This is a genomic window from Pedobacter deserti, assembly GCF_024436415.1.
GTDB classification, from domain to species: domain Bacteria; phylum Bacteroidota; class Bacteroidia; order Sphingobacteriales; family Sphingobacteriaceae; genus Pedobacter; species Pedobacter faecalis.
Genome location: NZ_JAFMZQ010000001.1, coordinates 1,183,133 through 1,208,936, shown reverse-complemented (window position 1 = coordinate 1,208,936; position 25,804 = coordinate 1,183,133). Strand labels below are relative to the sequence as shown.

The 25,804-nt window shown below is 46.6% G+C and carries 25 protein-coding genes and 1 riboswitch; of the genes, 16 read left to right on the top strand and 9 right to left on the bottom strand.

Annotated elements, in window-relative coordinates; all coding sequences use genetic code 11:
• From J3P40_RS05500 to J3P40_RS05490, 3 genes are all read left to right on the top strand, one after another.
• Complete coding sequence (locus J3P40_RS05500) at positions 1 to 570, top strand: hypothetical protein (protein ID WP_256003640.1); 570 nt, start codon at positions 1 to 3, stop codon at positions 568 to 570.
• Positions 571 to 634: 64 nt separating this feature from the next.
• Positions 635 to 1,387 carry a Bax inhibitor-1/YccA family protein gene (locus J3P40_RS05495; RefSeq protein WP_256003639.1) on the top strand — a complete coding sequence of 251 codons (753 nt, stop codon included), beginning with the start codon at positions 635 to 637 and terminating at the stop codon, positions 1,385 to 1,387.
• A gap of 79 nt (positions 1,388 to 1,466) precedes the next feature.
• Positions 1,467 to 2,315, top strand: coding sequence for a UDP-2,3-diacylglucosamine diphosphatase (locus J3P40_RS05490; RefSeq protein ID WP_256003638.1), 849 nt, complete (start codon positions 1,467 to 1,469; stop codon positions 2,313 to 2,315).
• On the opposite strand, the gene J3P40_RS05485 is transcribed toward J3P40_RS05490, so the two are convergent.
• Both J3P40_RS05485 and J3P40_RS05480 read right to left on the bottom strand, forming a co-directional pair.
• On the bottom strand, positions 2,312 to 3,652 hold the full coding sequence (locus J3P40_RS05485; RefSeq protein ID WP_256003637.1) for a GH1 family beta-glucosidase: 1,341 nt from the start codon (positions 3,650 to 3,652) through the stop codon (positions 2,312 to 2,314). The genes J3P40_RS05490 and J3P40_RS05485 overlap by 4 nt on opposite strands.
• Positions 3,645 to 4,631: a glycosyltransferase family protein gene (locus J3P40_RS05480; protein ID WP_256003636.1), complete on the bottom strand. Its 987-nt coding sequence runs from the start codon at positions 4,629 to 4,631 to the stop codon at positions 3,645 to 3,647. The genes J3P40_RS05485 and J3P40_RS05480 overlap by 8 nt, the downstream gene beginning before the upstream one ends.
• A 247-nt stretch (positions 4,632 to 4,878) precedes the next feature.
• A riboswitch (SAM riboswitch) is annotated at positions 4,879 to 4,985 on the top strand.
• A 144-nt stretch (positions 4,986 to 5,129) separates the two neighbouring features.
• Here J3P40_RS05480 and metH point away from each other — a divergent pair.
• The 3 genes from metH to J3P40_RS05465 are packed head-to-tail and all read left to right on the top strand — an operon-like array spanning position 5,130 to position 10,252.
• Complete coding sequence (gene metH / locus J3P40_RS05475) at positions 5,130 to 8,789, top strand: methionine synthase (protein WP_256003634.1); 3,660 nt, start codon at positions 5,130 to 5,132, stop codon at positions 8,787 to 8,789.
• A 24-nt stretch (positions 8,790 to 8,813) separates the two neighbouring features.
• A complete protein-coding gene (metF, locus tag J3P40_RS05470; RefSeq protein ID WP_256003633.1) occupies positions 8,814 to 9,767 on the top strand; it encodes a methylenetetrahydrofolate reductase [NAD(P)H] in 954 nt (317 codons plus the stop codon).
• Between the two features lie 50 nt (positions 9,768 to 9,817).
• Positions 9,818 to 10,252, top strand: coding sequence for an META domain-containing protein (locus tag J3P40_RS05465; protein WP_256003632.1), 435 nt, complete (start codon positions 9,818 to 9,820; stop codon positions 10,250 to 10,252).
• On the opposite strand, the gene thrC is transcribed toward J3P40_RS05465, so the two are convergent.
• Genes thrC through thrA form a run of 3 tightly spaced genes read right to left on the bottom strand, consistent with a single transcriptional unit; the run spans position 10,239 to position 14,970 of the window.
• Positions 10,239 to 11,552 (bottom strand): threonine synthase, encoded by a 1,314-nt coding sequence (thrC, locus tag J3P40_RS05460; RefSeq protein WP_256003631.1) that lies wholly within the window; start codon positions 11,550 to 11,552, stop codon positions 10,239 to 10,241. The two genes, J3P40_RS05465 and thrC, sit on opposite strands and share 14 nt — an antisense overlap.
• Before the next feature lie 8 nt (positions 11,553 to 11,560).
• A complete protein-coding gene (locus J3P40_RS05455; RefSeq protein ID WP_256003630.1) occupies positions 11,561 to 12,496 on the bottom strand; it encodes a homoserine kinase in 936 nt (311 codons plus the stop codon).
• 26 nt (positions 12,497 to 12,522) lie between these two features.
• Positions 12,523 to 14,970 (bottom strand): bifunctional aspartate kinase/homoserine dehydrogenase I, encoded by a 2,448-nt coding sequence (thrA, locus tag J3P40_RS05450; RefSeq protein WP_256003627.1) that lies wholly within the window; start codon positions 14,968 to 14,970, stop codon positions 12,523 to 12,525.
• 305 nt (positions 14,971 to 15,275) lie between these two features.
• Here thrA and rsgA point away from each other — a divergent pair, with 305 nt between their 5' ends.
• The 3 genes from rsgA to J3P40_RS05435 are packed head-to-tail and all read left to right on the top strand — an operon-like array spanning position 15,276 to position 17,024.
• A complete protein-coding gene (gene rsgA / locus J3P40_RS05445) occupies positions 15,276 to 16,196 on the top strand; it encodes a ribosome small subunit-dependent GTPase A (protein WP_256003625.1) in 921 nt (306 codons plus the stop codon).
• Positions 16,197 to 16,213: 17 nt separating this feature from the next.
• Positions 16,214 to 16,666 carry a D-aminoacyl-tRNA deacylase gene (gene dtd / locus J3P40_RS05440; protein WP_256003622.1) on the top strand — a complete coding sequence of 151 codons (453 nt, stop codon included), beginning with the start codon at positions 16,214 to 16,216 and terminating at the stop codon, positions 16,664 to 16,666.
• A gap of 31 nt (positions 16,667 to 16,697) precedes the next feature.
• On the top strand, positions 16,698 to 17,024 hold the full coding sequence (locus J3P40_RS05435) for a nucleotide pyrophosphohydrolase (RefSeq protein WP_256003620.1): 327 nt from the start codon (positions 16,698 to 16,700) through the stop codon (positions 17,022 to 17,024).
• Here the strand turns inward: J3P40_RS05435 and J3P40_RS05430 are convergent.
• The 4 genes from J3P40_RS05430 to rsmA form a co-directional block, all read right to left on the bottom strand.
• The gene (locus J3P40_RS05430; protein ID WP_256003619.1) at positions 17,021 to 17,422 is read right to left on the bottom strand and encodes an HIT family protein; all 402 of its coding nucleotides are present in this window, start codon (positions 17,420 to 17,422) and stop codon (positions 17,021 to 17,023) included. The two genes, J3P40_RS05435 and J3P40_RS05430, sit on opposite strands and share 4 nt — an antisense overlap.
• Positions 17,423 to 17,426: 4 nt before the next feature.
• Positions 17,427 to 17,900 (bottom strand): transcription elongation factor GreA, encoded by a 474-nt coding sequence (gene greA, locus J3P40_RS05425; RefSeq protein WP_256003618.1) that lies wholly within the window; start codon positions 17,898 to 17,900, stop codon positions 17,427 to 17,429.
• A gap of 122 nt (positions 17,901 to 18,022) precedes the next feature.
• Complete coding sequence (locus tag J3P40_RS05420) at positions 18,023 to 18,949, bottom strand: 2-hydroxyacid dehydrogenase (RefSeq protein ID WP_256003617.1); 927 nt, start codon at positions 18,947 to 18,949, stop codon at positions 18,023 to 18,025.
• A 3-nt stretch (positions 18,950 to 18,952) separates the two neighbouring features.
• Positions 18,953 to 19,738, bottom strand: a complete 786-nt coding sequence (gene rsmA / locus J3P40_RS05415) for a 16S rRNA (adenine(1518)-N(6)/adenine(1519)-N(6))-dimethyltransferase RsmA (RefSeq protein ID WP_256003616.1) — start codon at positions 19,736 to 19,738, stop codon at positions 18,953 to 18,955.
• A gap of 95 nt (positions 19,739 to 19,833) precedes the next feature.
• Here rsmA and pdxA point away from each other — a divergent pair, with 95 nt between their 5' ends.
• The 7 genes from pdxA to accC all read left to right on the top strand — a co-directional run bounded on the left by pdxA (position 19,834) and on the right by accC (position 25,749).
• On the top strand, positions 19,834 to 20,913 hold the full coding sequence (gene pdxA / locus J3P40_RS05410) for a 4-hydroxythreonine-4-phosphate dehydrogenase PdxA (RefSeq protein ID WP_256003613.1): 1,080 nt from the start codon (positions 19,834 to 19,836) through the stop codon (positions 20,911 to 20,913).
• A 68-nt stretch (positions 20,914 to 20,981) separates the two neighbouring features.
• Positions 20,982 to 21,515 carry a YceD family protein gene (locus tag J3P40_RS05405; RefSeq protein ID WP_256003610.1) on the top strand — a complete coding sequence of 178 codons (534 nt, stop codon included), beginning with the start codon at positions 20,982 to 20,984 and terminating at the stop codon, positions 21,513 to 21,515.
• A gap of 19 nt (positions 21,516 to 21,534) precedes the next feature.
• Positions 21,535 to 21,726: a 50S ribosomal protein L32 gene (gene rpmF / locus J3P40_RS05400; protein ID WP_256003608.1), complete on the top strand. Its 192-nt coding sequence runs from the start codon at positions 21,535 to 21,537 to the stop codon at positions 21,724 to 21,726.
• 95 nt (positions 21,727 to 21,821) lie between these two features.
• Positions 21,822 to 22,763, top strand: a complete 942-nt coding sequence (plsX, locus tag J3P40_RS05395) for a phosphate acyltransferase PlsX (RefSeq protein ID WP_256003606.1) — start codon at positions 21,822 to 21,824, stop codon at positions 22,761 to 22,763.
• A gap of 7 nt (positions 22,764 to 22,770) precedes the next feature.
• Entirely contained in the window at positions 22,771 to 23,760 is a 990-nt protein-coding gene (locus J3P40_RS05390; RefSeq protein ID WP_256003604.1) for a beta-ketoacyl-ACP synthase III, read from the top strand.
• Positions 23,761 to 23,830: 70 nt separating this feature from the next.
• Positions 23,831 to 24,316, top strand: coding sequence for an acetyl-CoA carboxylase biotin carboxyl carrier protein (gene accB / locus J3P40_RS05385; RefSeq protein WP_256003602.1), 486 nt, complete (start codon positions 23,831 to 23,833; stop codon positions 24,314 to 24,316).
• A 92-nt stretch (positions 24,317 to 24,408) separates the two neighbouring features.
• On the top strand, positions 24,409 to 25,749 hold the full coding sequence (gene accC, locus J3P40_RS05380) for an acetyl-CoA carboxylase biotin carboxylase subunit (protein ID WP_256003601.1): 1,341 nt from the start codon (positions 24,409 to 24,411) through the stop codon (positions 25,747 to 25,749).
• Positions 25,750 to 25,804: the final 55 nt, after the last annotated feature.

Sequence of the window (25,804 nt, the reverse complement as noted above, 5' to 3'; positions counted from 1 at the left end):
ATGCACGAGATAGAACCTTTTTACTTGTGGAGAGACGATTACATTGCGTCGGAAGATGACAGGTCTCCTTTCTTTAATACCCAATATTCCGAGTTTTATTTCGACAAGCAGCTTTATAACTTTCTGATCCATCCGCAATGGGATGACTTTGGCTCAAATACCCTGTACATTAAAGTCCTGTTTGTGGATTACGACAGAAGGTATGCGATCATTGAGTTGATTGGCGAATGGAACGATGCCATCAATAATGACATTATGCTCCTTAAGCGTGAAATTATTGAAATGATGATGGACGAAGGCATCAACAAGTTTATCCTGATCGGCGAAAATGTACTGAACTTCCATTCCTCGGAAGACAGTTATTACGAAGAGTGGTTTCAGGATGTGGAAGATGGCTGGATCAGCGGCGTGAATTTCCAGGAACATGTAATTACCGAATTCCGGAACAACAACATTGATTACTACCTGAATTTTGGGGGACAGCTTGACGATTTGGCATGGCGAACCTTAAAACCTCTGCAGTTTTTCAAAAAAGTTGAGGAAATCCTGACAAAAAGACTCGGGGCATAGCTTTTGTTTGAGGCAAAGTATTACTAACTTTAACAAGCTAATATTACCATCAAAATTATTAAACATGGAAAATAACAACAATTATAACTGGACCTCCCAGTACACCAATGTAGAGGATGTGACGGGAAAGGTTGCAAAGAAGTTCTTTGCCAATGTATTCCTCTGGATGTTTGTAGCGCTCAGTCTGTCGACTTTCGCTGCCTATTATTTTGCAAATACACCTGAACTGCTTGCTTATATGTTCAATCCGGAAACCGGAAAAATGGCAGCACTGGGATGGGTAGCCATGTTTGCGCCGCTTGGCCTGGTATTGCTCATGAGTGCCGGAATGAGCCGTTTGTCTTATGGCGCGCTTTTGGGGGTGTTTGTGCTGTATTCTGCGCTGACTGGTGTGAGTTTAAGTTTCATACTCCTGGCTTATACCGCTAGTTCTGTGGTAAGCTGTTTTGCAGCCGCAGCGGGTATTTTTGGTTTGATGGCATTTTTGGGTTATACGACGGACATTGACCTGAGCAGGTTCGGCTCAATTCTAATGATTGGTCTGGTAGGCTTAATTATTGCCTCCATAGTAAATGCCTTTATACAAAGCGAGAGCTTCAGCCTGTTCCTGGCTTTCATCGGCATCGCCATCTTTACAGCGCTGACTGCCTATGATGTTCAGAAACTGAAACGTATAGGCGCTGGTCTTGAAGAAAGCGGCGCACGCATGGAAGATGCTGATACCAAAAAATTGGCCATCATGGGTGCTTTGTCACTTTACCTTGACTTCCTTAACATTTTCTTGTATCTGTTAAGAATCTTCGGCGACAGAAGATAATCACGCAAAATTCACAGTCAGTTAACACTGACTTCAAACCTTGAACGCATATTTGGAGAACACATTTTATTCTCCAAATATGCCTAAAAGGGAAGTGGACCTGGCCGTAATTTCTGATGTACACCTTGGAACGTACGGCTGCCACGCAAAAGAACTGCTCAACTATCTCAAGAGCATTAAGCCAAAAGCACTCATCCTCAACGGAGATATCATCGACATCTGGCAGTTCAGCAAATCTTACTTTCCCGAATCTCATATGAAAGTGATCCGCCGGATCATGAAGTTTAGCACGGAGGGTGTTCCGGTATATTACCTTACGGGCAACCACGATGAGATGCTGCGCAAGTTCAGCGATTTAAGTATCGGCAGCTTCCTGCTCACCGACAAACTTGTGCTCGAACTGGATGGTAAAAAGGCCTGGTTCTTTCACGGCGATGTATTTGACGTGACTATGCAGCATTCTAAGTGGCTGGCGAAACTAGGCGCCATCGGGTATGACACACTCATCCTCATCAATAGCCTCGCCAACTGGATGCTTACCCTTTTAAAACGAGAGAAAATGAGCTTCTCTAAAAAGATCAAAGCAAGCTTTAAAGACGCCGTTAAGTTCATTAACGACTTTGAGACTACAGCGGCCGAGCTCGCTATAGATAAAGGTTACAGTTATGTGGTGTGCGGACATATTCATCAGCCTGAGATCAGGGAAATAGCGACCGACCAGGGCTCGGTCTGCTATCTGAATTCTGGCGACTGGGTCGAAAACCTCACTGCCCTTGAATATCATCAAGGCGCATGGAGCCTATACAAATACCTGCCTGAAGATTTTATCGCATACGTAGACGATGCGGATCTGCTCGACAATGAAGATCTGAAGATGAAACTGGATGTAAAGGCCATGTTTCAACGCTTTAAAACAGAGCACATCTAGGATAGGAAGCTGGCATACCAGCGTCCTGACGACTTGACGATCCGATGCTGGGAACTAAAGTCGACATGCACGAGCCCGAATCTTGGATGGTATCCTTCAGCCCACTCGAAATTGTCTGTAAGCGTCCATACAAAATAACCGTGTACCTTCGCACCCTCCCGCTTTGCTTTAAGAACCTCTGTAATGTGGTCCTGCAAGTACTTCTTGCGAAGATCATCCTGCACCTCCCCGTTGGCCGTGACCTGATCCGGAAATGCTGCTCCATTCTCGGTTACGATGATCCGCCGGATTTGCGGGTAAGCATCAAACTTCTTTAATATATAATAGATCGCCGGAGGGTACACTTCCCAGTGCATTTCGGTTAACGGTACACCGCGTGTAGACGCCTTAACCAGCCCGGCATGAATATAGGGTGTGAACAGCGAGTAACGGACCACTTCCCGCGTATAGTTTTGAAGGCCAACAAAATCGAAGTCGAACACCATACGCTCTTCGTCGCCCGGATAAAAATATTTACCGATCTTTCGAAGTACCGGAACTTCACTCAGCGGATAGCCCAGACCCAAAACCGGCTCAATAAACAGCCTGTTAAACAATACATCGGCCCGCAACGCGGCGGCTACATCTTTTGGCGTTTGCGAATAGGGCTCTACATGGGAACAGGAGAACGTGGTTCCGATCTGAGCACTCGGACATAGCCGCCTTAAGGTTCTACCGCCCTCAGCCATGCACAATACGGCATGATGAACCGCCGGAAGGAAATTTCTTAGTCCCTTTTTGCCCGGTGCATGTACACCAAGGAAGTAGCCAGCTCCTGTAAAGACCATTGGCTCATTCATGACCATCCAGTTTTTGATGCGGTCGCCGAAATGAAGGGCGCAGACCTCAACGTATTCCGAAAACCAGTCGACGATAAGGCGGTTGGTCCAACCACCATTCTCCTCAAGAATCTGCGGCAGGTCCCAGTGATATATTGTAGGCCAGGGTTCAATACCAAGCTCCAGGCAGTAGTCGATGACCTGATTATAAAAGGCAATTCCTTTCTCGTTTACCCGCCCGGTGCCTTCGGGTAAGATGCGCGACCAGGACAGGGAAAACCTGAAATTGGGAATGTTCATCTGCTTCACCAGATCGATGTCCCGCTTGTATTCCGCATAAAAATCGCATGCAGTCTGCGCATGATGACCGCCCTTTACTCTGCTCTTCTTGGAGGTGAATACGTCCCAGATGGAGGGACTTTTACCATCGGTTCCGCAGCTCCCTTCGGTCTGAAACGCTGCAGTGGACACTCCCCATTGGAAATCAGCCCCAAAATACGCTCTGCTTAGCTCATCCATGTCTGGCTACTATAGTTTCCAAAATATTTCTCGTCTCATCAGGGTAGTCGACCGTTATCCGATCATTGCTTTCAAGCCAGGCACTGAGTACGTCACTATGTTTGCTCTTGAGGCTCTTCATAACCGGAACCCCCATTTCCATCAGCGCCGCTGCATTTAAATGCTGTTCATATTGGCCTTTCATAGGAATCACCAGCAGCTTTTTTTTCATAAACAGCGCTTCTGCCGGCGTCTCAAAACCTGCGCCGCATAGTACGCCCGTCGACATGGCCATACTGGCCGTAAACTTTTCAGAATTCACCGGCTGGATACTTACATTCTTAACAACGCGGCTTTTTTTGTTGTGTTTGGAAAACACCTCCCACTGCACATTCTTACAGGCCGTCAGCTGCTTTATCAGGCGTTCATCATCGTAAGCCGGCAGATATACTGTATAGTAGCCCATATCCTTCAACTCTTTGTCTCGCACCGCCTGCCTGATCACAGGGGTGAAAACATTCTTATTGTATCGCTCAAAATGGAATCCATAGTGCACGCTGGCTGGCGCGTAGTTATTCAGGATCAACCTGCCCGTAGGATCGGCATGCGAAGCTTTCGGCGCATTTGGTGCGATAACCGCCGCCTGGTGACTCAGGCCGATACATGGTTTGTTCTGGAAGTAGCAGGCCCAGGCAGAAACGGGTTCAAAATCATTTATAATGAGGTCATACTCGTGAACCGGAAGGGATCGGATGGCGCTTCTCAGGGCGCGCAGATCGGCTTTTACGATAGTCTTCCACAGATTTACGCCGCCTGCCTTTCCGAAAATAAAGCTCATGCCTTTTAATTTGTATCGGACAGGAAAGGCAAGTTCCAGATCGCCCTGGATGCCGCTGACCAATACATCCACCTCTCCCATCTCACGAAGGAGCGGAACAATATCCATTGCCCGGCTCAAATGACCGTTGCCCGTGCCCTGCACGGCATAAAGTATCTTCATTATGCGTTAACCCGCAAATGAAGCCCTGATAATCTGACGCAGAAACACCTCCTTGAAGAAGTCGATGAGCAGAAACGGGTTAAAAATGGTAGCCATAATCGATCTGTTTTGGTCGCAAGCTAGCGTTACTATGTAAACACTATATTTAGTTAATGTGAAGTTTTATCTCCGAACGCTTTCGGAATCTGAAGCTGCTTGTGTCTTGATCTTTATTTGGAATTGATTTTTCTTTGTTGCATTTTTGTAACGCTTATAGAGAAAGACGGAGGGATTAGACCCTGCGAAGTCTTAGCAACCTGTACTTACAAGGTGCTACATTCTACTGGAGCCTTCTTTGCTCCCGAAAGATAAGTTAACTGGTAGCATTGGCTAGAGCACATTCAGCTAAACTCCGCAACTTTCCATTAAGCTTTGTATGTAATCAGTTCGGCACTTGTTTTGGCGCTGCGCCACTATCAAAAATAGCTTTTTACATGCTCATATTGTGTAACCCGTTAAATGAATATTAGAGAAGAACTAGAGAAACGTATTTTAATTATCGACGGTGCGATGGGCACCATGATCCAGCGATATACCCTGACTGAGGAAGATTTCCGGGGGGAACGTTTCAAGGATCACCCCTGTGATGTAAAAGGCAATAATGACCTGCTCAACATCACCCGGCCCGACATCATTAAGGCCATCCATACCGAATATCTTAAAGCCGGTACGGACATTATTGAAACCAATACTTTCAGCACGCAGCGCATCTCTCTGGCCGATTACCAGATGGAGGAGCTCGACTATGAACTAAGCTTCGAGGGGGCTAAAATTGCCAAGGAAGCGGCCAATGAGTTTATAGCGGCAAATCCGGAGCGGAAGTGCTTTGTGGCAGGTGCCATTGGCCCGACCAACCGGACGCTATCCATTTCACCTGATGTGAACGACCCTGGGTTCAGGGCCATTAGTTTTGACGAACTTGTAGATGCGTATGACAGGCAGGTGCGGGGACTGGTAGACGGGGGCGCCGACGTGTTGTTGATTGAGACGATATTTGACACGCTGAACGCTAAGGCGGCGATTTTTTCTATAAAGAAATATGAAGCGGAAATTGGCCGCAAGATAGAGATCATGATATCCGGAACCATTACCGATGCTTCAGGGAGAACCCTGAGCGGACAAACCGCTGAGGCCTTTCTGAATTCGGTAATGCATGCTAAACCTTTAAGTATAGGGTTTAACTGTGCGCTTGGCGCAAAAGACATGCGTCCGCATATTGAGGAGCTTTCAGCTAAGGCGGGCTGTTATGTTTCTGCCTATCCGAACGCCGGACTCCCGAATGAATTTGGGGCGTACGACGAGACACCGCATGAAACGGCTCACCTGGTTGAGGATTTCATACAACATGGTTTTGTGAACATTGTGGGTGGCTGCTGCGGCACTACGCCCGACCATATTGGCTGTATCGCCGAAAAAGCAAAAGGTATTGCACCGAGGAAGATTCCTCAGGTTGAACCGTTTATGAGGCTTAGCGGTTTGGAGCCTGTTACGATTACACCGGAGAGTATCTTCGTTAACATCGGCGAGCGCACAAACATCACGGGATCACCTAAGTTTTCCAAACTTATCCTGAGTGGTGATTTTGAAGCGGCTTTGTCGGTAGCCCGCCAGCAAGTGGAAGGCGGTGCCCAGGTTATTGACGTGAACATGGACGAAGGAATGATCGACTCTGAAGCGGCCATGACGAAGTTCCTGAACCTGATCGCTTCGGAACCGGACATCTCAAAGTTGCCGATCATGGTCGACTCCTCGAAATGGACGGTTATAGAAGCCGGACTAAAATGCTTGCAAGGCAAGGGCATTGTGAATTCCATCTCTTTGAAAGAGGGCGAGGATAAATTCCGGGAAAGTGCCCGGAAGATCATGACGTATGGTGCGGCTGTGGTAGTGATGGCTTTTGATGAACGGGGACAGGCCGACAATTATGAAAGAAGGATCGAGATCTGTAAGAGATCTTACGACATACTGGTTAACGAACTTGGCTTCCCCGCTGAGGACATCATTTTCGACCCGAACATTCTGACGGTGGCGACGGGCCTGGAGGAGCATAACAATTATGCGGTCGACTTCATTAACGCAACGCGCTGGATTAAAGAAAACCTCCCTTATGCTAAGGTTAGCGGTGGAGTTTCCAATATATCCTTCTCATTTAGAGGCAACAACACCGTAAGGGAAGCCATGCATTCTGCTTTTCTCTATCATGCCATAAAAGCGGGGCTTGATATGGGCATTGTGAATGCCGGTATGCTTGAGGTGTATCAGGAGATTCCGCCTGAACTGCTTGAAATGGTAGAGGACGTTCTTCTGAACCGGCGGGATGACGCCACGGAACGGTTGGTAGAATACGCTGAAACCATTAAATCGAAAGGCAAAGAGGTGGTGCGCGATGAAACCTGGCGCAGAGGAACGGTAGAAGAGCGCTTGTCGCACGCCCTTGTTAAAGGGATTATCGAGTACCTGGATGCCGATGTAGAGGAAGCACGCCAGAAATATGACCGCCCGATTCAGGTCATTGAAGGTCCGCTGATGGACGGTATGAATATTGTCGGCGACCTCTTTGGCGCTGGAAAAATGTTTTTGCCCCAGGTGGTAAAGTCGGCCCGCGTAATGAAAAAAGCTGTGGCTTACCTACTCCCGTTCATTGAACAGGAAAAGCTTGCCAACCCGGATCAGGATCAGAATTCCTCGGCCGGAAGGGTACTGATGGCGACTGTTAAAGGCGATGTGCACGACATTGGAAAAAATATAGTTGGTGTAGTGCTTGCCTGCAACAACTTTGAGATTGTTGATATGGGTGTGATGGTGCCTGCACAGGACATTATAAAAAAGGCTAGGGAGATCAACGCAGATATTATCGGTCTGAGTGGCTTGATAACGCCTTCCTTGGATGAGATGGTCCATTTTGCCAAGGAGATGGAGCGCGAAGGGTTTACGATTCCGCTGATTATTGGCGGGGCAACCACCTCGCGTATCCACGTAGCCGTAAAGGTGGCACCAAACTACTCCGGCCCTGCTATCCACGTCCTCGATGCGTCTAGAAGTGTGACCGTATGCAGCACGCTGATGAACCAGGACACGCGCGACGATTATATAGCAGGCATTAAAGCTGAATATGAGAAGGCCCGTGAAGCACATTTGAATAAGCGGCCTGACAAACGGTATAAGACCTTGGAGGAAGCACGTGAGGGTAGTTTCAAATTGGATCTGGATCAGGTTGCGACAGCACCCCGGTTTTTAGGAACAAAGGTATTTGAGGACTATCCGCTGGAAGACCTGGTGCCTTATATCGATTGGACACCGTTTTTCCATACATGGGAACTTCGGGGCAGTTATCCGAGAATTCTGGAGGATGAGATAGTTGGCGACGAGGCGAAAAAGCTGTTTGAAGACGCTCAGTTGCTGCTTAAGCGCATTGTAGCCGAGAAATTGCTGGCTGCTAAGGCGGTAATTGGTTTTTGGCCTGCCAATGCGGTTGGCGATGATATTGTACTGAATGTTGACGGAGAAGAGGTCGTGATCCACACACTTCGTCAGCAGGCCGAGAAAGCAGACGGTCAACCGTACTATGCGTTGTCGGACTTTATTGCACCTAAAAGCGCGGGAATACAAGATTATTTCGGGGGCTTTGCACTCACTGCCGGTATTGGCTGCGATGAACTGGTAGCAAGTTTTGAGGCGAATCATGATGACTACAACAGCATCATGGCCAAGGCGCTGGCCGACCGACTGGCTGAGGCTTTTGCAGAACGTATGCACGAACTGGTACGCAAGGACTACTGGGGTTATGCAAACGAGGAATCATTTAGCAATGAGGAACTGATCAAAGAAGAATACGTGGGTATCCGCCCTGCACCGGGTTACCCGGCCTGCCCGGAACACACTGAGAAAGGCACATTGTTTAGCCTCCTTGAAGCTGAAAGCAAGATTGGCCTTCGGCTCACAGAGAGTTATGCCATGCATCCTACTGCGGCGGTTAGCGGATTTTACTTTGCCCATCCGCAATCGAGGTACTTTGGCCTGGGTAAAATAACCCGCGACCAGGTGGAAGATTATGCGGTGCGAAAAGGCATGACTACCGAAGAAGCAGAGAGATGGCTGGGCCCGAACCTGGCGTATTAATCCATATTTATAGACCGACCAACCATGAAAATTACCGACCATATAAAAAACGCAAACGGCAGGACGCTGTTCTCTTTCGAACTGCTCCCCCCTGTTAAAGGAAGAAGTATAGAGGAGATATATAAGGCTATTGATCCTTTAATGGATTTTAAGCCGCCTTTTATTGACGTCACTTACCATCGTGAGGACTACATCTACAAGCAGCACGACAGCGGTTTGCTTGAAAAGGTTTCCTATCGCAAACGCCCGGGCACCGTAGCCATCTGCGCAGCGATTATGAACCGTTACAAGGTAGACGCTGTACCTCACCTGATTTGCGGTGGATTTACGAAAGAAGAAACCGAGAATGCGCTGATTGACCTGCAGTTTTTGGGTATCGACAACGTGCTGGTACTAAGAGGTGATGCCCGGCACGGGGATTCCTCGTTCGTACCAACCCCGGGGGGCCATGCCTACGCTACGGAACTGCTTCAGCAGGTGATGGATATGAATAGCGGAAAGTACCTGCATGAAGATCATTCTGCTTTTAAGACAGACTTCTGCATTGGGGTGGCCGGTTATCCGGAAAAGCATTTTGAGGCGCCTAACCTGAAAATAGACTTCAAGTACCTGAAGCAGAAAGTAGAGATGGGTGCAGAGTTTATTGTAACCCAGATGTTTTTTGACAACACCAAATATGTCGATTTCGTAAAACAGTGCCGCGAAAACGGTATTCATGTACCCATTATACCGGGGCTAAAGCCGATCACCTCTTCCAAGCAACTGATCAGCTTACCTAAGATTTTCCATATTGACCTGCCGGAGGAACTCACGGAAGCAGTGTTGGCATGTAAAGACGAAAAACAGGTGAAAGATGTTGGCATTGAATGGATGATCCATCAGTGTAAAGAGTTGATTAAAGTTGGTGCGCCGGTTTTGCATTTTTATACCATGAGTAATCCGGAGCCAACCAGAAAAATAGCGGAAGCGGTTTTTTAATATTTGTGGAATACTCTTTGTATCTTTCGTATCCATCAACACGAAAGAATATGAAAAGACTGGCGATCATTGCTTTTATTTTTATAGTGAGCTCCGTGGGCTGCACCACCATGAAGCCGGGAACAATCAGTAATGGTGGACTTTCCGCTTTAGGAGGCACCTGGGAGCTGGTTTACATTTCCGGCCCGAGAATCGCCTTCAACGGATTGTATCCGGCTAAACGGCCCAGCATTAAATTCGATATTTCTGAAAAGCGTTTCAGCGGCAATACGAGCTGCAATTCATTTTCCGGGACACTCTCAGCTGATGATACCACGATTGATTTTACACAACCTTTTATGATGACAAAAATGGCCTGCCCGGGTGAAGGAGAGGCCATTTTTGTTGAAATGCTTCGTAAGGTGAACCGTTATGAAATTACTGCCGATACGGCATTAAATTTTATGACGGGAGATATCACGATGATGAGGTTCAATAAGAAATAAGGATTTCTTTCAGAGACTCAAACTTTGGAGCCATTGCAGTAACCTGCTTTTCTTTCTGCCTAAGCCCGTCGACCTGAGCTGGCACCTGGATATTGGCCCGTTGTTCTTTTGAGAACACGTCCGGAAACTTGCAGGCATGGGCAGTGGAAAGAAATACTGCGGCATCTTCCTGCTCACTTGAAATATACTGTTTTCGATGCTCCTGTATAGCCAACCAGGCGATCGCGGTATGCGGACAGGCGATATAGCTGTATTGCTCATATAAAGCATCCATACCTTTAAGGGTTTCTTCGTCGGTAAACCGGTAACTTGTAACCAGCTTTCTAATAGCCTCAACGTCCTGGTCAAACATATCCATAATTCTTACCCAGTTACTCGGTGCACCTACATCCATGGCGTTGGCATAGGTTTGAACGGATGGTCGCGCATCATAAACGCCGGTCTGAAGGAAGCGCGGAACAGTATCATTTACATTGGTAGCCGCGATAAACCTGCTCATAGGAAGACCCATCTTTGTGGCGAGCAAGCCTGCTGCGATATTACCGAAGTTGCCGCTTGGGACAGAGCATATAAGATTCGTTTTCCCCTGTCTTTTCAACTGCGCATAGGTATAAAAATAATAGAACGTTTGCGGGATGAGTCTTGCTATATTGATGGAATTGGCTGATGTAAGCCTTAGATGATTATTCAGTGCTTCGTCGGCAAATGCCTCTTTAACCAGGCGCTGACAATCATCAAAGGTGCCCTGAACCGATATTGCATGGATATTCTCCCCGTTTGTACATAGCTGCAGTTCCTGTATATCACTTACTTTACCTTCCGGATATAAGATTGTTACCCTGGTATTGGGAACGCCCAGGAAACCCAGCGCCACTGCTCCGCCCGTATCGCCTGAAGTGGCGACCAGAACATCCAGCATTTTTTCGCCGTCCTTAAGAAAATAACCCATCACTCGGCTCATGAACCTGGCGCCAAAATCCTTAAATGCCAGAGAGGGGCCATGAAAAAGCTCCAGCACATAGGTCTGCTCATCAAGTTTTACCGCTGGTGCATCAAAATCAATAGCGTCATCTATAAGCTTTCTAAGATCCGATGCCGGGATGGCTTCCTGCAGAAGTGAAGAGGCTACATGAAAGGCGATATCGCGCAGACTGTATTGATCAATCTGATCCAGGAAAGCACTATCGAGCTTAGGAATATGACTCGGCATGTACAAGCCTTTGTCGAGCGGCATACTATTAAATACCGCGGTTTGGAAATCGACGCTCAGGTCGTGATTATTGGTACTGTATAATTTCATGATGCTGCTTAGTCTAGTATTATCGGTCCTTTTTTGTTCACCTCGGAAACAAAGGAGAGGCTATTGATGTCGAGTCCTTTTAGATGATCCTGAAGCTTTTGTGTAATCTGCCGGGCCGTATCTGCGTCTTTAGTAAGCGCGAATACGGATGGCCCGGATCCGGATATACCAAAACCTATACCGCCTGCTTCCAGGGCCATCGACTTCATCACTGCGAAGTCCGGGATCAGGATGGCGCGGGTAGGCTCCACGAGTACGTCGGTCATACTCCTTCCAATGAGCTCATAATCGTTCATAAAAAGTCCGCTGACAAGTCCGGCTACGTTGCCCCACTGCGTTACGGCGTCTTTTAGCTGAACTTTGGCACGGATCATTTGCCTTGCGTCTTTGGTGGGTACGTCGACTTCGGGATACACTACCGCCGCATGCATGCCCTGCGGGAAAGGCAGGCTGATGATATCAAGCGGCTCATAACTTCTGATCAACACGAAGCCGCCCATAAGCGCCGGTGCAACGTTGTCTGCATGCCCGTAACCACAAGCTAGCTCCTCCCCTTTCATAGCAAAGGGCACAAGGTCACGGTTGCTCAGCTGACTGTCAAACAGGGTATTGATGGCAAAGAGTCCGGCTACGGTACTTGCCGAACTTGAGCCAAGGCCACTGCCGATCGGCATTTTTTTATGCAGTTCAATATCGACCCCAGTGTCAGGTTTGCCGATATGCCGGAGGTAGTGCTGTACACTGGCACTGACGGTATTCTTTTCGGGATCTAGCGGCAACTTACCCTCGTCGCCAGTGATCTTAGATATGGTCACCCCGCTGCCGCCAGTAAGACGCATCACGACTTCGTCGCCAGGCTGATTTACCGCGAAACCAAGCACGTCGTAACCACAGACAACATTGGCTACAGTAGCGGGAGCGAAAACTTTTACAGATTGTTTCATGTATAAATTATATGTCTTTCTAAATCTTATCTTTTTCCGACGTTGATGATATCTGCAAATACGCCAGCGGCAGTAACTTCCGCTCCTGCGCCCGGACCCTTTACGACCAGCGGCCGGTCTTTATATCGGTTTGTGGTAAAGGAAATGATGTTGTCACTTCCCGAAAGCGTAAAGAAAGGGTGACTTTCATCCACCATCTGCAGGTTGATGGATACCTTGCCTTGCTCCAGCTTACCTATGTACCTGAGCACTTTATTCTCTGTGGCAGCCCTGGTTTGGAGCTCCTGGAAATACGCTGCGTTTGTTTGCAGTTCCACATAAAAGTCCTCTACGCTTTCCGCGGCCATACATGAGGCTGGAAGCATGTTTTCCAGTTCAATATCTTTCTCTTCGAGCGCGTACCCGGCATCGCGGGCCAGGATCAGCATCTTGCGCATAAAATCCTTGCCATTCAAATCGTCGCGCGGGTCTGGCTCAGTATAACCTTTTTCTTGTGCCTCGCGGACAACCTCGTGAAATTGTTTGCCCGCTTTATAGTTGTTAAAAATGTAAGAAATGGTACCCGAAAGAATAGCCTCAATGCGCATAATCTTATCGCCGCTCAGCATCAGATCCTTGAGCGTCCGGATAATAGGGAGACCTGCACCTACATTGGTTTCATAGAAAAAGTCGACTCCGTATGTCCGTGCCGCCTGCTTAAACGAAGCATATTGCTCGTAGTCCGAGGAATTACCGATTTTGTTGCAGGTAACAACCGAGATGCTCGATTGGAGCACGTCGAGGTAATGGTTGATCGGGTTCTGACTGGCTGTATTGTCTACAAACACGCAGTTGGGCAGGTTCATCGACTTCATCTTTTTGATGAATTCGGGCAGACTAGCTGCCGTACCTTCTCTTTCCAGTTCTTCTTCCCAGGTCGACAGTTCAATGCCATCGGCGTTAAGGTGCATTTTGCGCGTATTGCTAATGCCCATTACCTTCACCTGCAGATCATTGTTGTCGGCCAGAAAAGGCATCTGTTCCTGCAGCTGGTTAAAGAGCGTTTTGCCGATATTGCCCGTACCCAGGCAGAAGATGTGCAGTGTTTTCTTAAGATCGGCGTAAAAGGCATCGTGGACTGCATTTACGGCCTTGGACAGGTCTGTTTTGGAGATGATTACCGATATGTTGTACTCCGATGAACCTTGAGCGATGGCCCTGACATTGATACCATTACGGCCCAGGGCACTGAATAACTTGCCCGACATGCCTGGGGTACGCTTCATATTCTCACCGACAATAGCGAGCACCGAAAGTCCGTTTTCCACCTCCGGATACTCCAGCTTTTTTGCCTGAAGTTCCAGTTCAAACTCCTTATTGATAAGTGATAAAGCTTTTAAAGAATCAGATGGTTTTACGGCAAAAGTGATGCTGTGTTCTGATGAGGATTGTGTGATCAGCACGACGTTGACTTGCTCGCGTGAGAGTAACGAAAAGAGGCGACCACTGAAGCCGGCTTTACCCACCATTCCGCTGCCCGACAGGTTGAGCACACTGATCTCGTCGATAGAGGATATTCCTTTGATCGGCAGTGTGGAGGGTTCTGTGTTATGCCGGATGTAGGTTCCTGAGAAATCAACATTGAAGGTGTTGCGGATAACAATAGGAATTCTTTTCAGGAAAGCCGGAATCATGGTAGGCGGATATATAACCTTTGCCCCGAAATAGGAAAGCTCCATGGCTTCCGTGTAACTCAGCTCGGGAAGAGAAAACGCCTTCTTTACCATTCGCGGGTCGGCGGTCAGCATACCGTCTACATCGGTCCAGATCTGGATCTCCGCTGCGTCTAATGCCGCAGCCCATATCGCCGCAGTATAGTCGCTCCCTCCCCTGCCCAATGTCGTGATCCGGCCTTCATCGTTGCTGGCGATAAAGCCGGTGACGAATAGCATTTGATCCCGATGCGCGTCGTAAAAATCACGGATAAGTATCTCGGTAAGGTTTGTGTTTACTTTTGCCTGCCCGAAATTGCTGTCGGTCTTGATCACCTGAGCACCGTCTACAAACACTGCCTCAGGAAATTGTTGCTTAGCGATGTGGCTGATCATTGCCGTTGAACAGCGTTCGCCATAACTCAGGATAAGGTCTTTCGTTTGCGCACTTAGTTCGCGGATATTGTGCACCGACTGCAATATGTCTTCGAGTTCGTTGAAATAGATCTTAAGCCTGGTAAGCACCGGATTCTGGGCTGCTGCCGGAAGTAGCGTACGAATCACATGAAAATGTCTTTCTTCTACTTCTTTCAGCATCGTGCCGTAATCGTCCTGATTTCTTGCCTTTTCAGCCATGCTCAGCAAAGCGTTGGTTACTCCGCTCATAGCTGATAGCACAACCACCGGCTTTTGGTCTATGCGTTCTGATTTGAGTATCGACAGTAAAGTGCTGATCCGCTCTGCTGAACCTACCGATGTACCTCCAAATTTTAAAATATTCATTTTTTTCATGTTAAAAAAAAGGCGCCTTCCGTTTGGGAAGGCGCCTTTGTGTTCTTTATGTATTCAGTTACACCACTAGCATACCTTCCCCGGAAATATCCCGGCGGTAATAATAATGGTAATAATTGATGAGTTTAAATACATTGTAAATTGTACACTAAGTGCTGTTCCTCAAAGTAAAGTTATATTTTTTGAATTCGCAACTAATATTTTAAAGTATTTCCTGAATACCTCGACGGCATCATCTGCAGCAATGGCATTTGTCTTGTTACTCGGCTTGATAATAAATACCTTTACAGAAGAATATGCAAGGATTAGTGATTAAATCGACAGGAAGCTGGTACCAGGTCCGAACGGAATCGGGGCAGGATTATGATTGCCGGATCAAGGGTAAGTTCAGGATTAAGGGCATACAGACCACCAATCCTATTGCAGTAGGCGATATTGTAGATTTTGAACTTGAACCGAATTCGGATAGAGGGGTGATCGACCGCCTGCATGAACGTAAAAACTACATCATCCGTAAGTCGATTAATCTGTCGCGCCAGGCCCAGATCATTGCGGCAAACATGGATCAGGCATTTTTGGTGGTTACACTGGCTTCGCCAAGAACCTCTCTTGGGTTTATCGACCGTTTTCTGGCAACGGCGGAAGCGTACGACATTCCTGCTGTGCTTATTTTCAACAAGCTTGACCTGTTTCATGAAGAAGGGCTAAAAGTGTTAGCCACCTATGCGTCAATCTATGAAAATATTGGTTATCCTTGTTATTCGGTGTCGGCCCTCGAAGGCACAAATATCCCGCTGATACAGTCCCTACTTAAGGATAAGACCACGCTTTTTTCGGGTCATTCAGGCGTAGGCAAGTCCAGCCTGATCAATGCATTGATGCCGGGAATGGAAATAAAGACCGGTGATGTTTCTGAAGCAACGGATAAAGGCCAGCATACAACCACCTTTGCAGAGATGCATGAACTCCCTTTTGGCGGTTTTTTGATTGACACGCCTGGCATCCGGGAACTCGGAATTTTTGATATCGGTAAAGAGGAACTTGGTCACTATTTCCGGGAGATCCGTGAGCTGATGCATGACTGCCGTTTCAATAACTGCCGTCATGTAAACGAACCGGGCTGCGCTGTGATCAAGGCTGTGGAACAAGGGGAAATGGAATTAAGCCGCTATGAAAGTTACCTAAGCATCTATCATGGTCATGATACCAGAGCCTAGTTAAATAGGATTAAACAATGAGAGCCGTTATACAAAGAGTTTCTGAAGCAAGCTGTGTAGTTGGTGACGCGGCAACCGGCGCTATCGGTACAGGCTTGGTGGTGTTATTAGGGATAGAGGATGCTGATGGCAGGGATGATCTCGACTGGCTGGCCGCAAAAATTGTCAACATGAGAATTTTTTCCGACGAGCAGGGCATGATGAACAAATCGCTTACAGATGTTGGTGGTGATATCTTGCTGATCAGCCAGTTTACCTTGTTTGCCGCCACCAGAAAGGGTAACCGTCCGGGCTTTACGCGGGCCGCACGTCCGGAGAAAGCCATTCCGCTCTACGAACTTATGATTGAGCGGCTTTCAGCGATTTCGGGGAGGACCGTGCAAACCGGAATATTTGGAGCGGATATGAAAATCAGTTTAGTTAACGACGGGCCGGTGACTATCATAGTAGATACGCACAACAGGGAGTAGCGGCTTGTACATTATTTTTTAACTTAGGCATATGACGATCAAAGAAGCACAGGAAACGGTAGATCAGTGGATAAACACTACGGGTATCCGGTATTTTAACGAGTTGACCAACACAGCGATTCTGATGGAAGAGGTTGGCGAAGTCGCGCGCATCATGGCCCGTAAATATGGCGAACAGTCGTTCAAGAAAAGCGACGAGGCGGTTAACTTACCCGACGAAATGGCTGATGTCCTGTTTGTGTTAATCTGCCTGGCTAACCAGACGGGAATCGATCTTACGGAAGCTCTTGAGCAAAACCTGCAAAAGAAGGAAATCCGGGACGCCGAGAGACACAGGAACAATGAGAAGCTCACTTAATCTTCCCGAAGACAAGCTTTTATTTTGGCGGCGGCTTCTTCCAACTCCTCCTTGCTAGGGCTAAGTTTAGGCCGACTGAAGTTCATATCGCTGACATCGTTCATCGGGATCAGGTGGATATGCACATGAGGAACCTCAAGACCGATTACGGCCACCCCCACTTTCCGGCATGGGAATGCTTCCTTTAGTCCGGTTGCCACGATCTTCGCGAACAAGGTAAGGCCGAAATAGCTTTCCTCATCCATATCGAAAATGTAGTCTATCTCTTTTTTTGGAATAACAAGAACATGACCCATAACCAGGGGATTAACATCCAGAAAGGCCATAAACTCTGTGGTTTCAGCTACGATATGGGCTGGAATCTCCCGGTCGGCAATCTTTGAAAAAATACTTGCCATAATGCTATCTGCTGATCTCCAGTATTTCGAATTCCAGTTTTCCGGCAGGAACCTGTATTTCGGTCTTGTCTCCTACCGACTTACCTAACAGGCCCTGGGCTATTGGCGACTTAACGGAGATCTTCCCTGTTTTAAGATCGGCCTCCGATTCGGCAACCAACTGGTAAGACATCGTGGCACCATTCTTAACATTTTTTATCTTCACTATGGATAGGGCAAGCACCTTTGATGTGTCGAGCTTTGACTCGTCGATCAGCCGGGCAGTAGAAAGCGTTGCCTCCAGTTTAGCTATTTTAGCCTCGTGTAACCCCTGTGCCTCCTTTGCTGCATCGTATTCTGCGTTCTCCGAAAGATCCCCCTTATCCCTGGCCTCAGCTATCGCTTTAGATATTTGCTGACGTCCTGTAGTCTTCAAATATTGCAGTTCCTCTTTCAGTTTATCTAACCCCTCCTGGGTGTAATAAGTTACATCTGTCATAGCTCTGTTAATTTATTAGTTACTATAAAAAACAAACAAGACTATACGGGCATTTGCCTACATAGTCTTGCTTGAATTGAAACGAAGATAACCGGGTATCTTCAGAAAACCAAATTATTTTGTCAGATCGTGCTCAGTTTTTCTGCCAGCACTTCGGAGATTTTCCGGTAAGATTCGAAGGTCCACCCGCCCACGTGTGGCGTGAGTAATACGCGGTCGTTACTGATAAGTTCCGAATACCAGTCTTGCTGTGCAAGTCCCGGAAATTTCTCGGTTTGCAGGACATCGAGCCCCGCACCGATTACCTTGCCAGACTTAAGGGCATTTAGTACCGATTGGATGCTGACGATTTCCCCACGGGCCGTATTAATGAAGAAAATAGGCTTACGGAAATGAAAGAAGTATTCATCATCGACCATCTGACGCGTCTCGGCAGTTAGCGGGATGTGGAGACTTAGAACATCACTGTGCTTCACAATTTCTTCCATACTAACCTCACGGGCGTATTCATCGGAAAACGCTGTCTTATACTTATCATAGGCAATCACCTGTACTCCAAATCCTGACAAGCGCCGGGCAAAACTTTGGCCCATATGACCGTAACCTATGATACCAACTGTCTTGCCTTTTAGTTCGTATCCGCGGTTGCCTTCCCTGTCCCACACCCCCTGCCTTATTTCCATATCTGCTTTCCGGAAATTATTCATCATGGCAAGAAGCATCCCCAGCGCATGTTCACCCACAGCATCCATATTTCCTTCGTTGGCGGCAAGGAGCTTAATGCCACGCGCTTGGGCGATCTTTACGTCAATGTTATCCAGCCCTGCTCCTGCCCGGGCTACAAACTTAAGTTTCCGGCCCCGGTCAAAAATCTCCTGATCTATTTTGAACTTCGTCCTTACGGCAATTCCCTCGTAGTCCGGAATTCTGGCGACTGTTTCGGCCCTGGTGATCTGAGGTTCATCATCTACCACATATCCCATGTCCTCCGCCCGTTGCTTAAACACCGGATGGAGATCATCCACGATTAAAATTTTTCCTTTATTCATGATTCAGGCTGCTGCAAGTTTACTGAGGTGTTGTGTTAACGCAATGAAATCGGCCACTGTGAGCTGTTCGGCTCGTTTATCGAAGAACGGATTCGTGTCCATCCTATCTTTAGGTATAAGCGAGGAAAGTGCATTCCTCAAGGTCTTCCTTCTTTGATTAAATCCCGCTTTTACGGTCCGCCAAAACAGCTTTTCGTCGCAGGGAAGCGTTTCTACCTCGTTTCTGCTAAGCCGGATAACACCGGAGTTGACTTTAGGCGGCGGGTTGAATGTGCCGGGTTTTACCGTAAACAAATACTCTATATTATAGTAGGCCTGAATGAGTACACTCAGGATGCCATACTCTTTGGTACCTGCTTTGGAAGCGCAGCGCTCGGCGACCTCCTTTTGAAACATTCCAACCATCTCTACAACCTGTTGACGGTTTTCCAATATCTTAAATAGGATCTGGGACGAAATATTATAGGGGAAGTTCCCGATTACCGCGTATTTATCGTGAAAAATGGCCGATAGGTTAAGCGCCAGAAAATCCCCGTTTATCAGGCGATCTCCAAGCTGTGGATACTTCTGATTTAAAAAATGATAGGACTCCGTGTCGATATCTATAAGGAAGGCCTCCAGGTCGGAGCGCTCAAGCAATATATCGGAAAGAATCCCCATACCCGGACCAACTTCAAGGACATGCTTATATTGATTCGTATGGATCAGGCTGCTGACAATTTTTGCCGCAATATTTTTGTCTGTCAAAAAGTGCTGCCCCAAGTGTTTTTTTGCCTTTACCAAACTCATATCCCGTGTATTTATCTGTTACAAAATAAGCAAACATTTGCCAGTATCGGCCTAAGTTTACGCGTAAATCTGTAATTTGCGCTAAATTTGTGCGCATGAGTAGTAAAATCAAAATCGGCATATCTATAGGCGATATTAATGGCATCGGGTTAGAAGTTATCATGAAATCACTTTCGGAGGCCAGGATACTGGATTATTGCACACCAGTGGTATATGGCCACACAAAAGTTGTTTCCTACCACCGCAAAGCGCTCGGCATGCATGATTTTAATTTCAATGTGATTAGTGACGCGGGTGCGGCGAACCCTAAAAAAGCCAATTTGGTGAACTGTTGGGAAGAGGACGTAAAACTTGAACTTGGACAGTCGACACAAATAGGTGGAAAATACGCACTCATCTCTTTGGAAAAAGCGATGAACGACCTGCTGGCAGGAGAAATTGACGCGCTGGTTACGGCACCGATCAACAAACACAATATACAGGCTGAGAATTTCAACTTTCCGGGCCATACAGAATATTTACAGCAACGCAGCGGCGACAAAAATGTGCTGATGTTCATGATTAGCGACAGCCTTCGCGTTGGCGTGGTAACCGGCCACATTCCGGTGAACGAAGTTGCTGCTAACATCAGCCGGGAAAAGATCGTCCATAAGCTGAAACTCATGAACGAGAGTTTGAAAAAGGACTTCTGGATCGAAAAGCCTAAAATTGCTGTACTCGGCTTGAACCCTCATGCCGGCGACAACGGTCTGCTGGGGAAAGAAGATGCCGAGATCATTTCACCGGCAATACAGGATGCTTTTGATAAAGGAATTATTTGCTTCGGCCCATATCCGGCAGATGGCTTCTTCGGTAATGCACTTTACAAGCAATTTGATGCCGTATTGGCGATGTACCACGACCAGGGTCTTATCCCGTTTAAAACCATTGCATTCGGCCGTGGGATCAACTACACTGCCGGATTAAAGATCATCCGTACTTCGCCAGACCACGGGACTGGTTTCGATATTGCGGGGAAGAATTTAGCAGACCCCTCATCCTTTATGGAGGCGATATTTGCTGCCATCCACATTTCAAACAACCGGAGAGAACAGGAGGATATGTTGAAGTCGCAATTGAGGACCGGCGGAAAGGTTGTGGAAACGGCGTTCGACCTTAAGGATGACGCCAATTAGGCGAAGCAAAAAATATTTGCACCGCATCAAAATATTCTCTACATTTGCGGGCTAAAATTTTGTTACAATTGAAACCATTAAAACAATTTTCAATCCCTTTCACAGGCTTAAAAATTGGCAAACATCAGTTTGATTTTGAGATTGATAACAGCTTTTTTGATGCTTTTGAATACTCCCTCGTAAAAAAGGGTCGTTTGAAAGCAGACGTTGAATTGGATAAGCAGGAGACGATGATGATCCTACAGTTCCATATTTACGGAACTATTGTACTGGATTGTGATAAGTGTCTGTCTGAATTTAATTCACCGCTCGACATACATGAGCGGCAAATTGTAAAATTTGCTGAGGATAATCTGGAGAGTGACGATCTGGAAATTATTATGTTGAGCAAAAAGGAGAGCGAACTGGATATATCGCCACTGATCTATGAATTTATCACGGTATCGGTACCATATATTAAGGTTTGTGAAGAAAACGGAGACGGACAACAATGCGATCAGGAAATGATCGAGAAGCTTGAAAGTTTTTCTGTAGAAAACAACACTGAAGAAAAAGAACAAAATGAAGACCCTCGTTGGGCCGAATTAAAAAAATTAAAATAAAAAATTAAATAAATCAGCAATGGCACATCCAAAACGCAAGGTTTCTAAGAGCAGAAGAGATAAAAGAAGAACCCACTACAAAGCCGAGGCACCTTCATTAGCTACTTGTCAGACCACTGGTGCTATACATGCACCTCACAGAGCTTACAATGTAGATGGCAATCTGTATTATAACGGCAAATTGGTTATAGAAAATACCGCAATAGGTTAATTTTCCAAAAAATAGTTTGTGTTTTAAGTCTTCGAAAGGTTAACTTTAGAAGCTGGAAACAAAGCATTCCGCTTTATACACAAACTGATTTTACTATGAAAATAGGTCTCGATATAATGGGCGGAGACTATGCTCCTAAAGCAAATATTTTAGGAGCTATAGCTGCCCATCCATTGTTATCTTCCAATGAGCAGATTGTGCTTATTGGAGACACCTCGCAAATCAAACCCCTCATCGAAGAAGCCGGGTTTGATTCCCATCTTTTTGAATGCGTCCACACAACCGAAGTAATCGGCATGGGCGAACACCCCACCAAGGCTATTGTTCAAAAGCCGAATTCAAGTATTTCTGTAGGTTTTAATATGCTGAAAAACGGCGAGCTTGATGCTTTCGCCAGCGCGGGGAACTCCGGCGCTATGCTTGTTGGTGCTGTTTTTAGCGTAAAAACAATTCCGGGTATCATCCGACCGTGTTTGTCAACTTTTCTCCCAAAACTAAGCGGCGGTGTAGGCCTTATGCTTGATGTGGGTGCAAACGCCGACTGCAAACCGGACACACTTCTACAGTTCGGCGTGTTGGGAAGCTTATATGCAGAAAACGTCATGCAGATCAACAATCCTAAAGTCGCGCTGATGAATATCGGGGAGGAAGATGAGAAAGGCAATATGCTAAGTATGGCAACCTTTCCATTGATGAAAGATACACAGCTGTTCAATTTCGTTGGAAATGTGGAAGGCCGGGATCTTTTCAACGATAAAGCTGATGTGGTTGTTTGCGATGGCTTTACCGGCAATGTATTACTCAAACTTGCGGAGTCATTTTATGTACTTACGCTGAAACGCGGACTAAAAGATGCGTTTTTCGATCGCTTCAATTACGAGAATTACGGGGGAAGCCCGGTTCTGGGCGTTAACGCGCCTGTTGTAATAGGCCACGGAATTTCGAGTCCAACCGCAGTAAAAAATATGATATTGCAGTCGCGGGACATGATTACCACCGGGCTGGTCGGTAAAATACAGACTGCTTTTAATAATTAATAGAAAAATGAATAAAATTCACGCTGCAATTACTGCTGTTAACGGATATGTTCCAGAATACGTACTGACAAATAAAGAACTCGAAAGCATTGTAGATACAACGGACGAGTGGATCACATCAAGAACAGGAATAAAAGAGCGTAGAATTTTAAAAGGCGAAGGACTTGGGACTTCGGATATGGCCGTTCAGGCTGTAAACGGCTTGCTTCAGAAAAGAGGCATTGGTGCTGATGAGATTGAACTGATCATTTTCTGTACAACCACACCAGACATGCCTTTCCCGGCTACTGCAAACATACTGGCCGATAAAATAGGAGCAAAAAATGCTTGGGGTTATGACCTTCAGGCCGCATGCTCGGGGTTTATCTTTGGTTTGTCAACAGCAGCACAATTTATAGAGTCTGGTAAACATAAAAAAGTACTTGTGGTCGGTGGAGACAAAATGTCGTCTATTATCGATTACAAAGATCGTACGACCTGCATTATATTCGGCGACGGATGCGGGGCCGTTTTGCTTGAACCCAATACAGAGGGTGTCGGCATTATGGATTCCGTTTTAAAGACGGACGGGTCAGGCAGGCAGTTTCTGCATCAGAAAGCAGGCGGATCGGTTCGTCCGGCCTCACATGAAACAGTTAATAATAACGAGCATGTTGTTTATCAGGAAGGTCAGGCCGTATTTAAGTTTGCTGTAACCAATATGGCAGATGTTGCAGCCGAGATCATGGAACGTAATAACCTCTCATCAGACGATGTGACCTGGCTTGTGCCGCATCAGGCCAATAAACGTATTATCGATGCTACAGCTTCAAGAATGGGCGTAGGCGCCGAAAAGGTGATGATCAATATTCAGCGTTACGGGAACACCACAAACGGCACCATACCGCTCTGTTTATGGGAATGGGAGCATCAGCTGAAAAAAGGCGACAATATCATACTAGCTGCCTTCGGCGGCGGATTTACCTGGGGCTCGGTCTACTTAAAATGGGCCTACTAGTAATATTTACTTGAATTTATCATAACTTAGCTGATTCTAAAAAAACATTGTTTTCTTAAATAACACCAAAATGGATATTAAACAGATTCAGGAACTCATCAAATTTGTTTCCCGTTCGGGAGTAAACGAGGTCGCTATAGAGCAAAATGATTTCAAGATCACGATCAAAACAAATCAAACGCCTACAGTTATTCAGACCACAGTTCCTGTACAACCTCCTGCGCCTGCGGCTAATGTTATGCCAGCGGCCGCCGCTCCTCAGCCTGTGGCAGCGGCCCCGGAAGCCAAATCTCCTGCAACTGAAGACACTTCAAAATATATCACTGTTAAATCTCCGATGATCGGAACATTTTATCGTTCATCCAGTCCGGATAAACCAGCCTTTGTGAATGTTGGCGATGAAATTTCCACAGGAAAAGTTATCTGCATCATAGAGGCAATGAAATTATTCAATGAGATTGAGAGCGAAGTATCTGGAAGGATCGTTAAAGTACTGGTAGACAATGCTTCCCCGGTTGAATATGATCAGCCTCTATTTTTAGTAGAGCCGGTTTAGTCGGTCAGTCGGTTTCACAGCGCATAACCTACATCTTTATTATCAGAACATGTCCCGCGTTGCAGAACACGGGACCACGAAAATAAAACTCTATGTTTAAAAAAATATTAATTGCCAACAGGGGCGAGATTGCTTTGCGCATTATCCGAACCTGTAAAGAAATGGGCATTAAGACAGTTGCGGTTTATTCTACGGCCGATCGCGAAAGCTTACATGTACGATTCGCTGATGAAGCTGTATGCATAGGTCCACCACCAAGCAGAGATTCTTATTTAAGCATTCCAAATATTATTTCCGCGGCTGAGTTGACTAACGCAGATGCCATACATCCCGGCTACGGCTTCCTGTCAGAAAACGCTAAGTTTTCTTCCGTATGCAGAGACTACGGAATTAAGTTTATTGGTGCCACACCTGAGCAGATCAACTCGATGGGCGACAAAGCTTCGGCCAAAGAAACCATGAAAAAAGCTGGTGTGCCGACGATTCCTGGGTCGGAAGGCCTGCTTGATAACATCAAGGAAGGTATAAAGCTGGCCAATGAGATCGGATACCCGGTAATTCTGAAAGCTACTGCAGGTGGCGGTGGCCGCGGAATGCGCGTGGTATGGAAAGATGAAGATTTCGAAAATGCATGGGACAGTGCCAAACAGGAGTCTGGAGCCGCTTTTGGTAACGACGGACTTTATATGGAGAAATACATTGAAGATCCGAGACATATCGAAATCCAGGTTATAGGCGATCAATATGGTAAGGCCTGTCACCTTTCGGAGCGCGACTGTTCTATACAACGGCGCCACCAGAAACTTGTAGAAGAAGCCCCTTCTCCGTTTATGACCCCCGAACTCCGGGAAAAAATGGGTGAAGCTGCTATCAAGGGAGCTATTGCGGTGCAGTATGAAGGCGCTGGAACCATTGAATTCCTGGTCGACAAACATCGCAACTTCTATTTCATGGAAATGAACACCCGGATACAGGTGGAGCATCCGGTAACTGAGGAAGTTATCAATTACGACCTCATCAAGGAGCAAATCAAGGTTGCCTCGGGTGTACCTATTTCCGGCAGAAACTACATGCCGGATATGCACGCTATAGAATGCCGCATCAACGCCGAAGACCCCTTTAATAATTTCCGTCCGAGCCCGGGTAAAATAACCAACTTCCATTCTCCGGGTGGACATGGCGTCCGCGTCGATACACACGTCTATGCAGGCTACCAGATTCCGCCAAATTATGACTCTATGATCGCCAAACTTATCTGCGTTGCACAAACCAGAGAAGAAGCCATAAGTACCATGGAACGTGCCTTGAGCGAGTTCGTGATTGAAGGGGTAAAAACAACGATACCTTTCCACATGAAGCTGATGAAAGACCCCAATTTCAGGGCCGGTAACTTCACTACCAAGTTCATGGAAACCTTCGAATTTTCAGAATAACGATAGCTAAAGGATTTATTTTGATATATACCGGAAATACCATTCTAAATAAAAT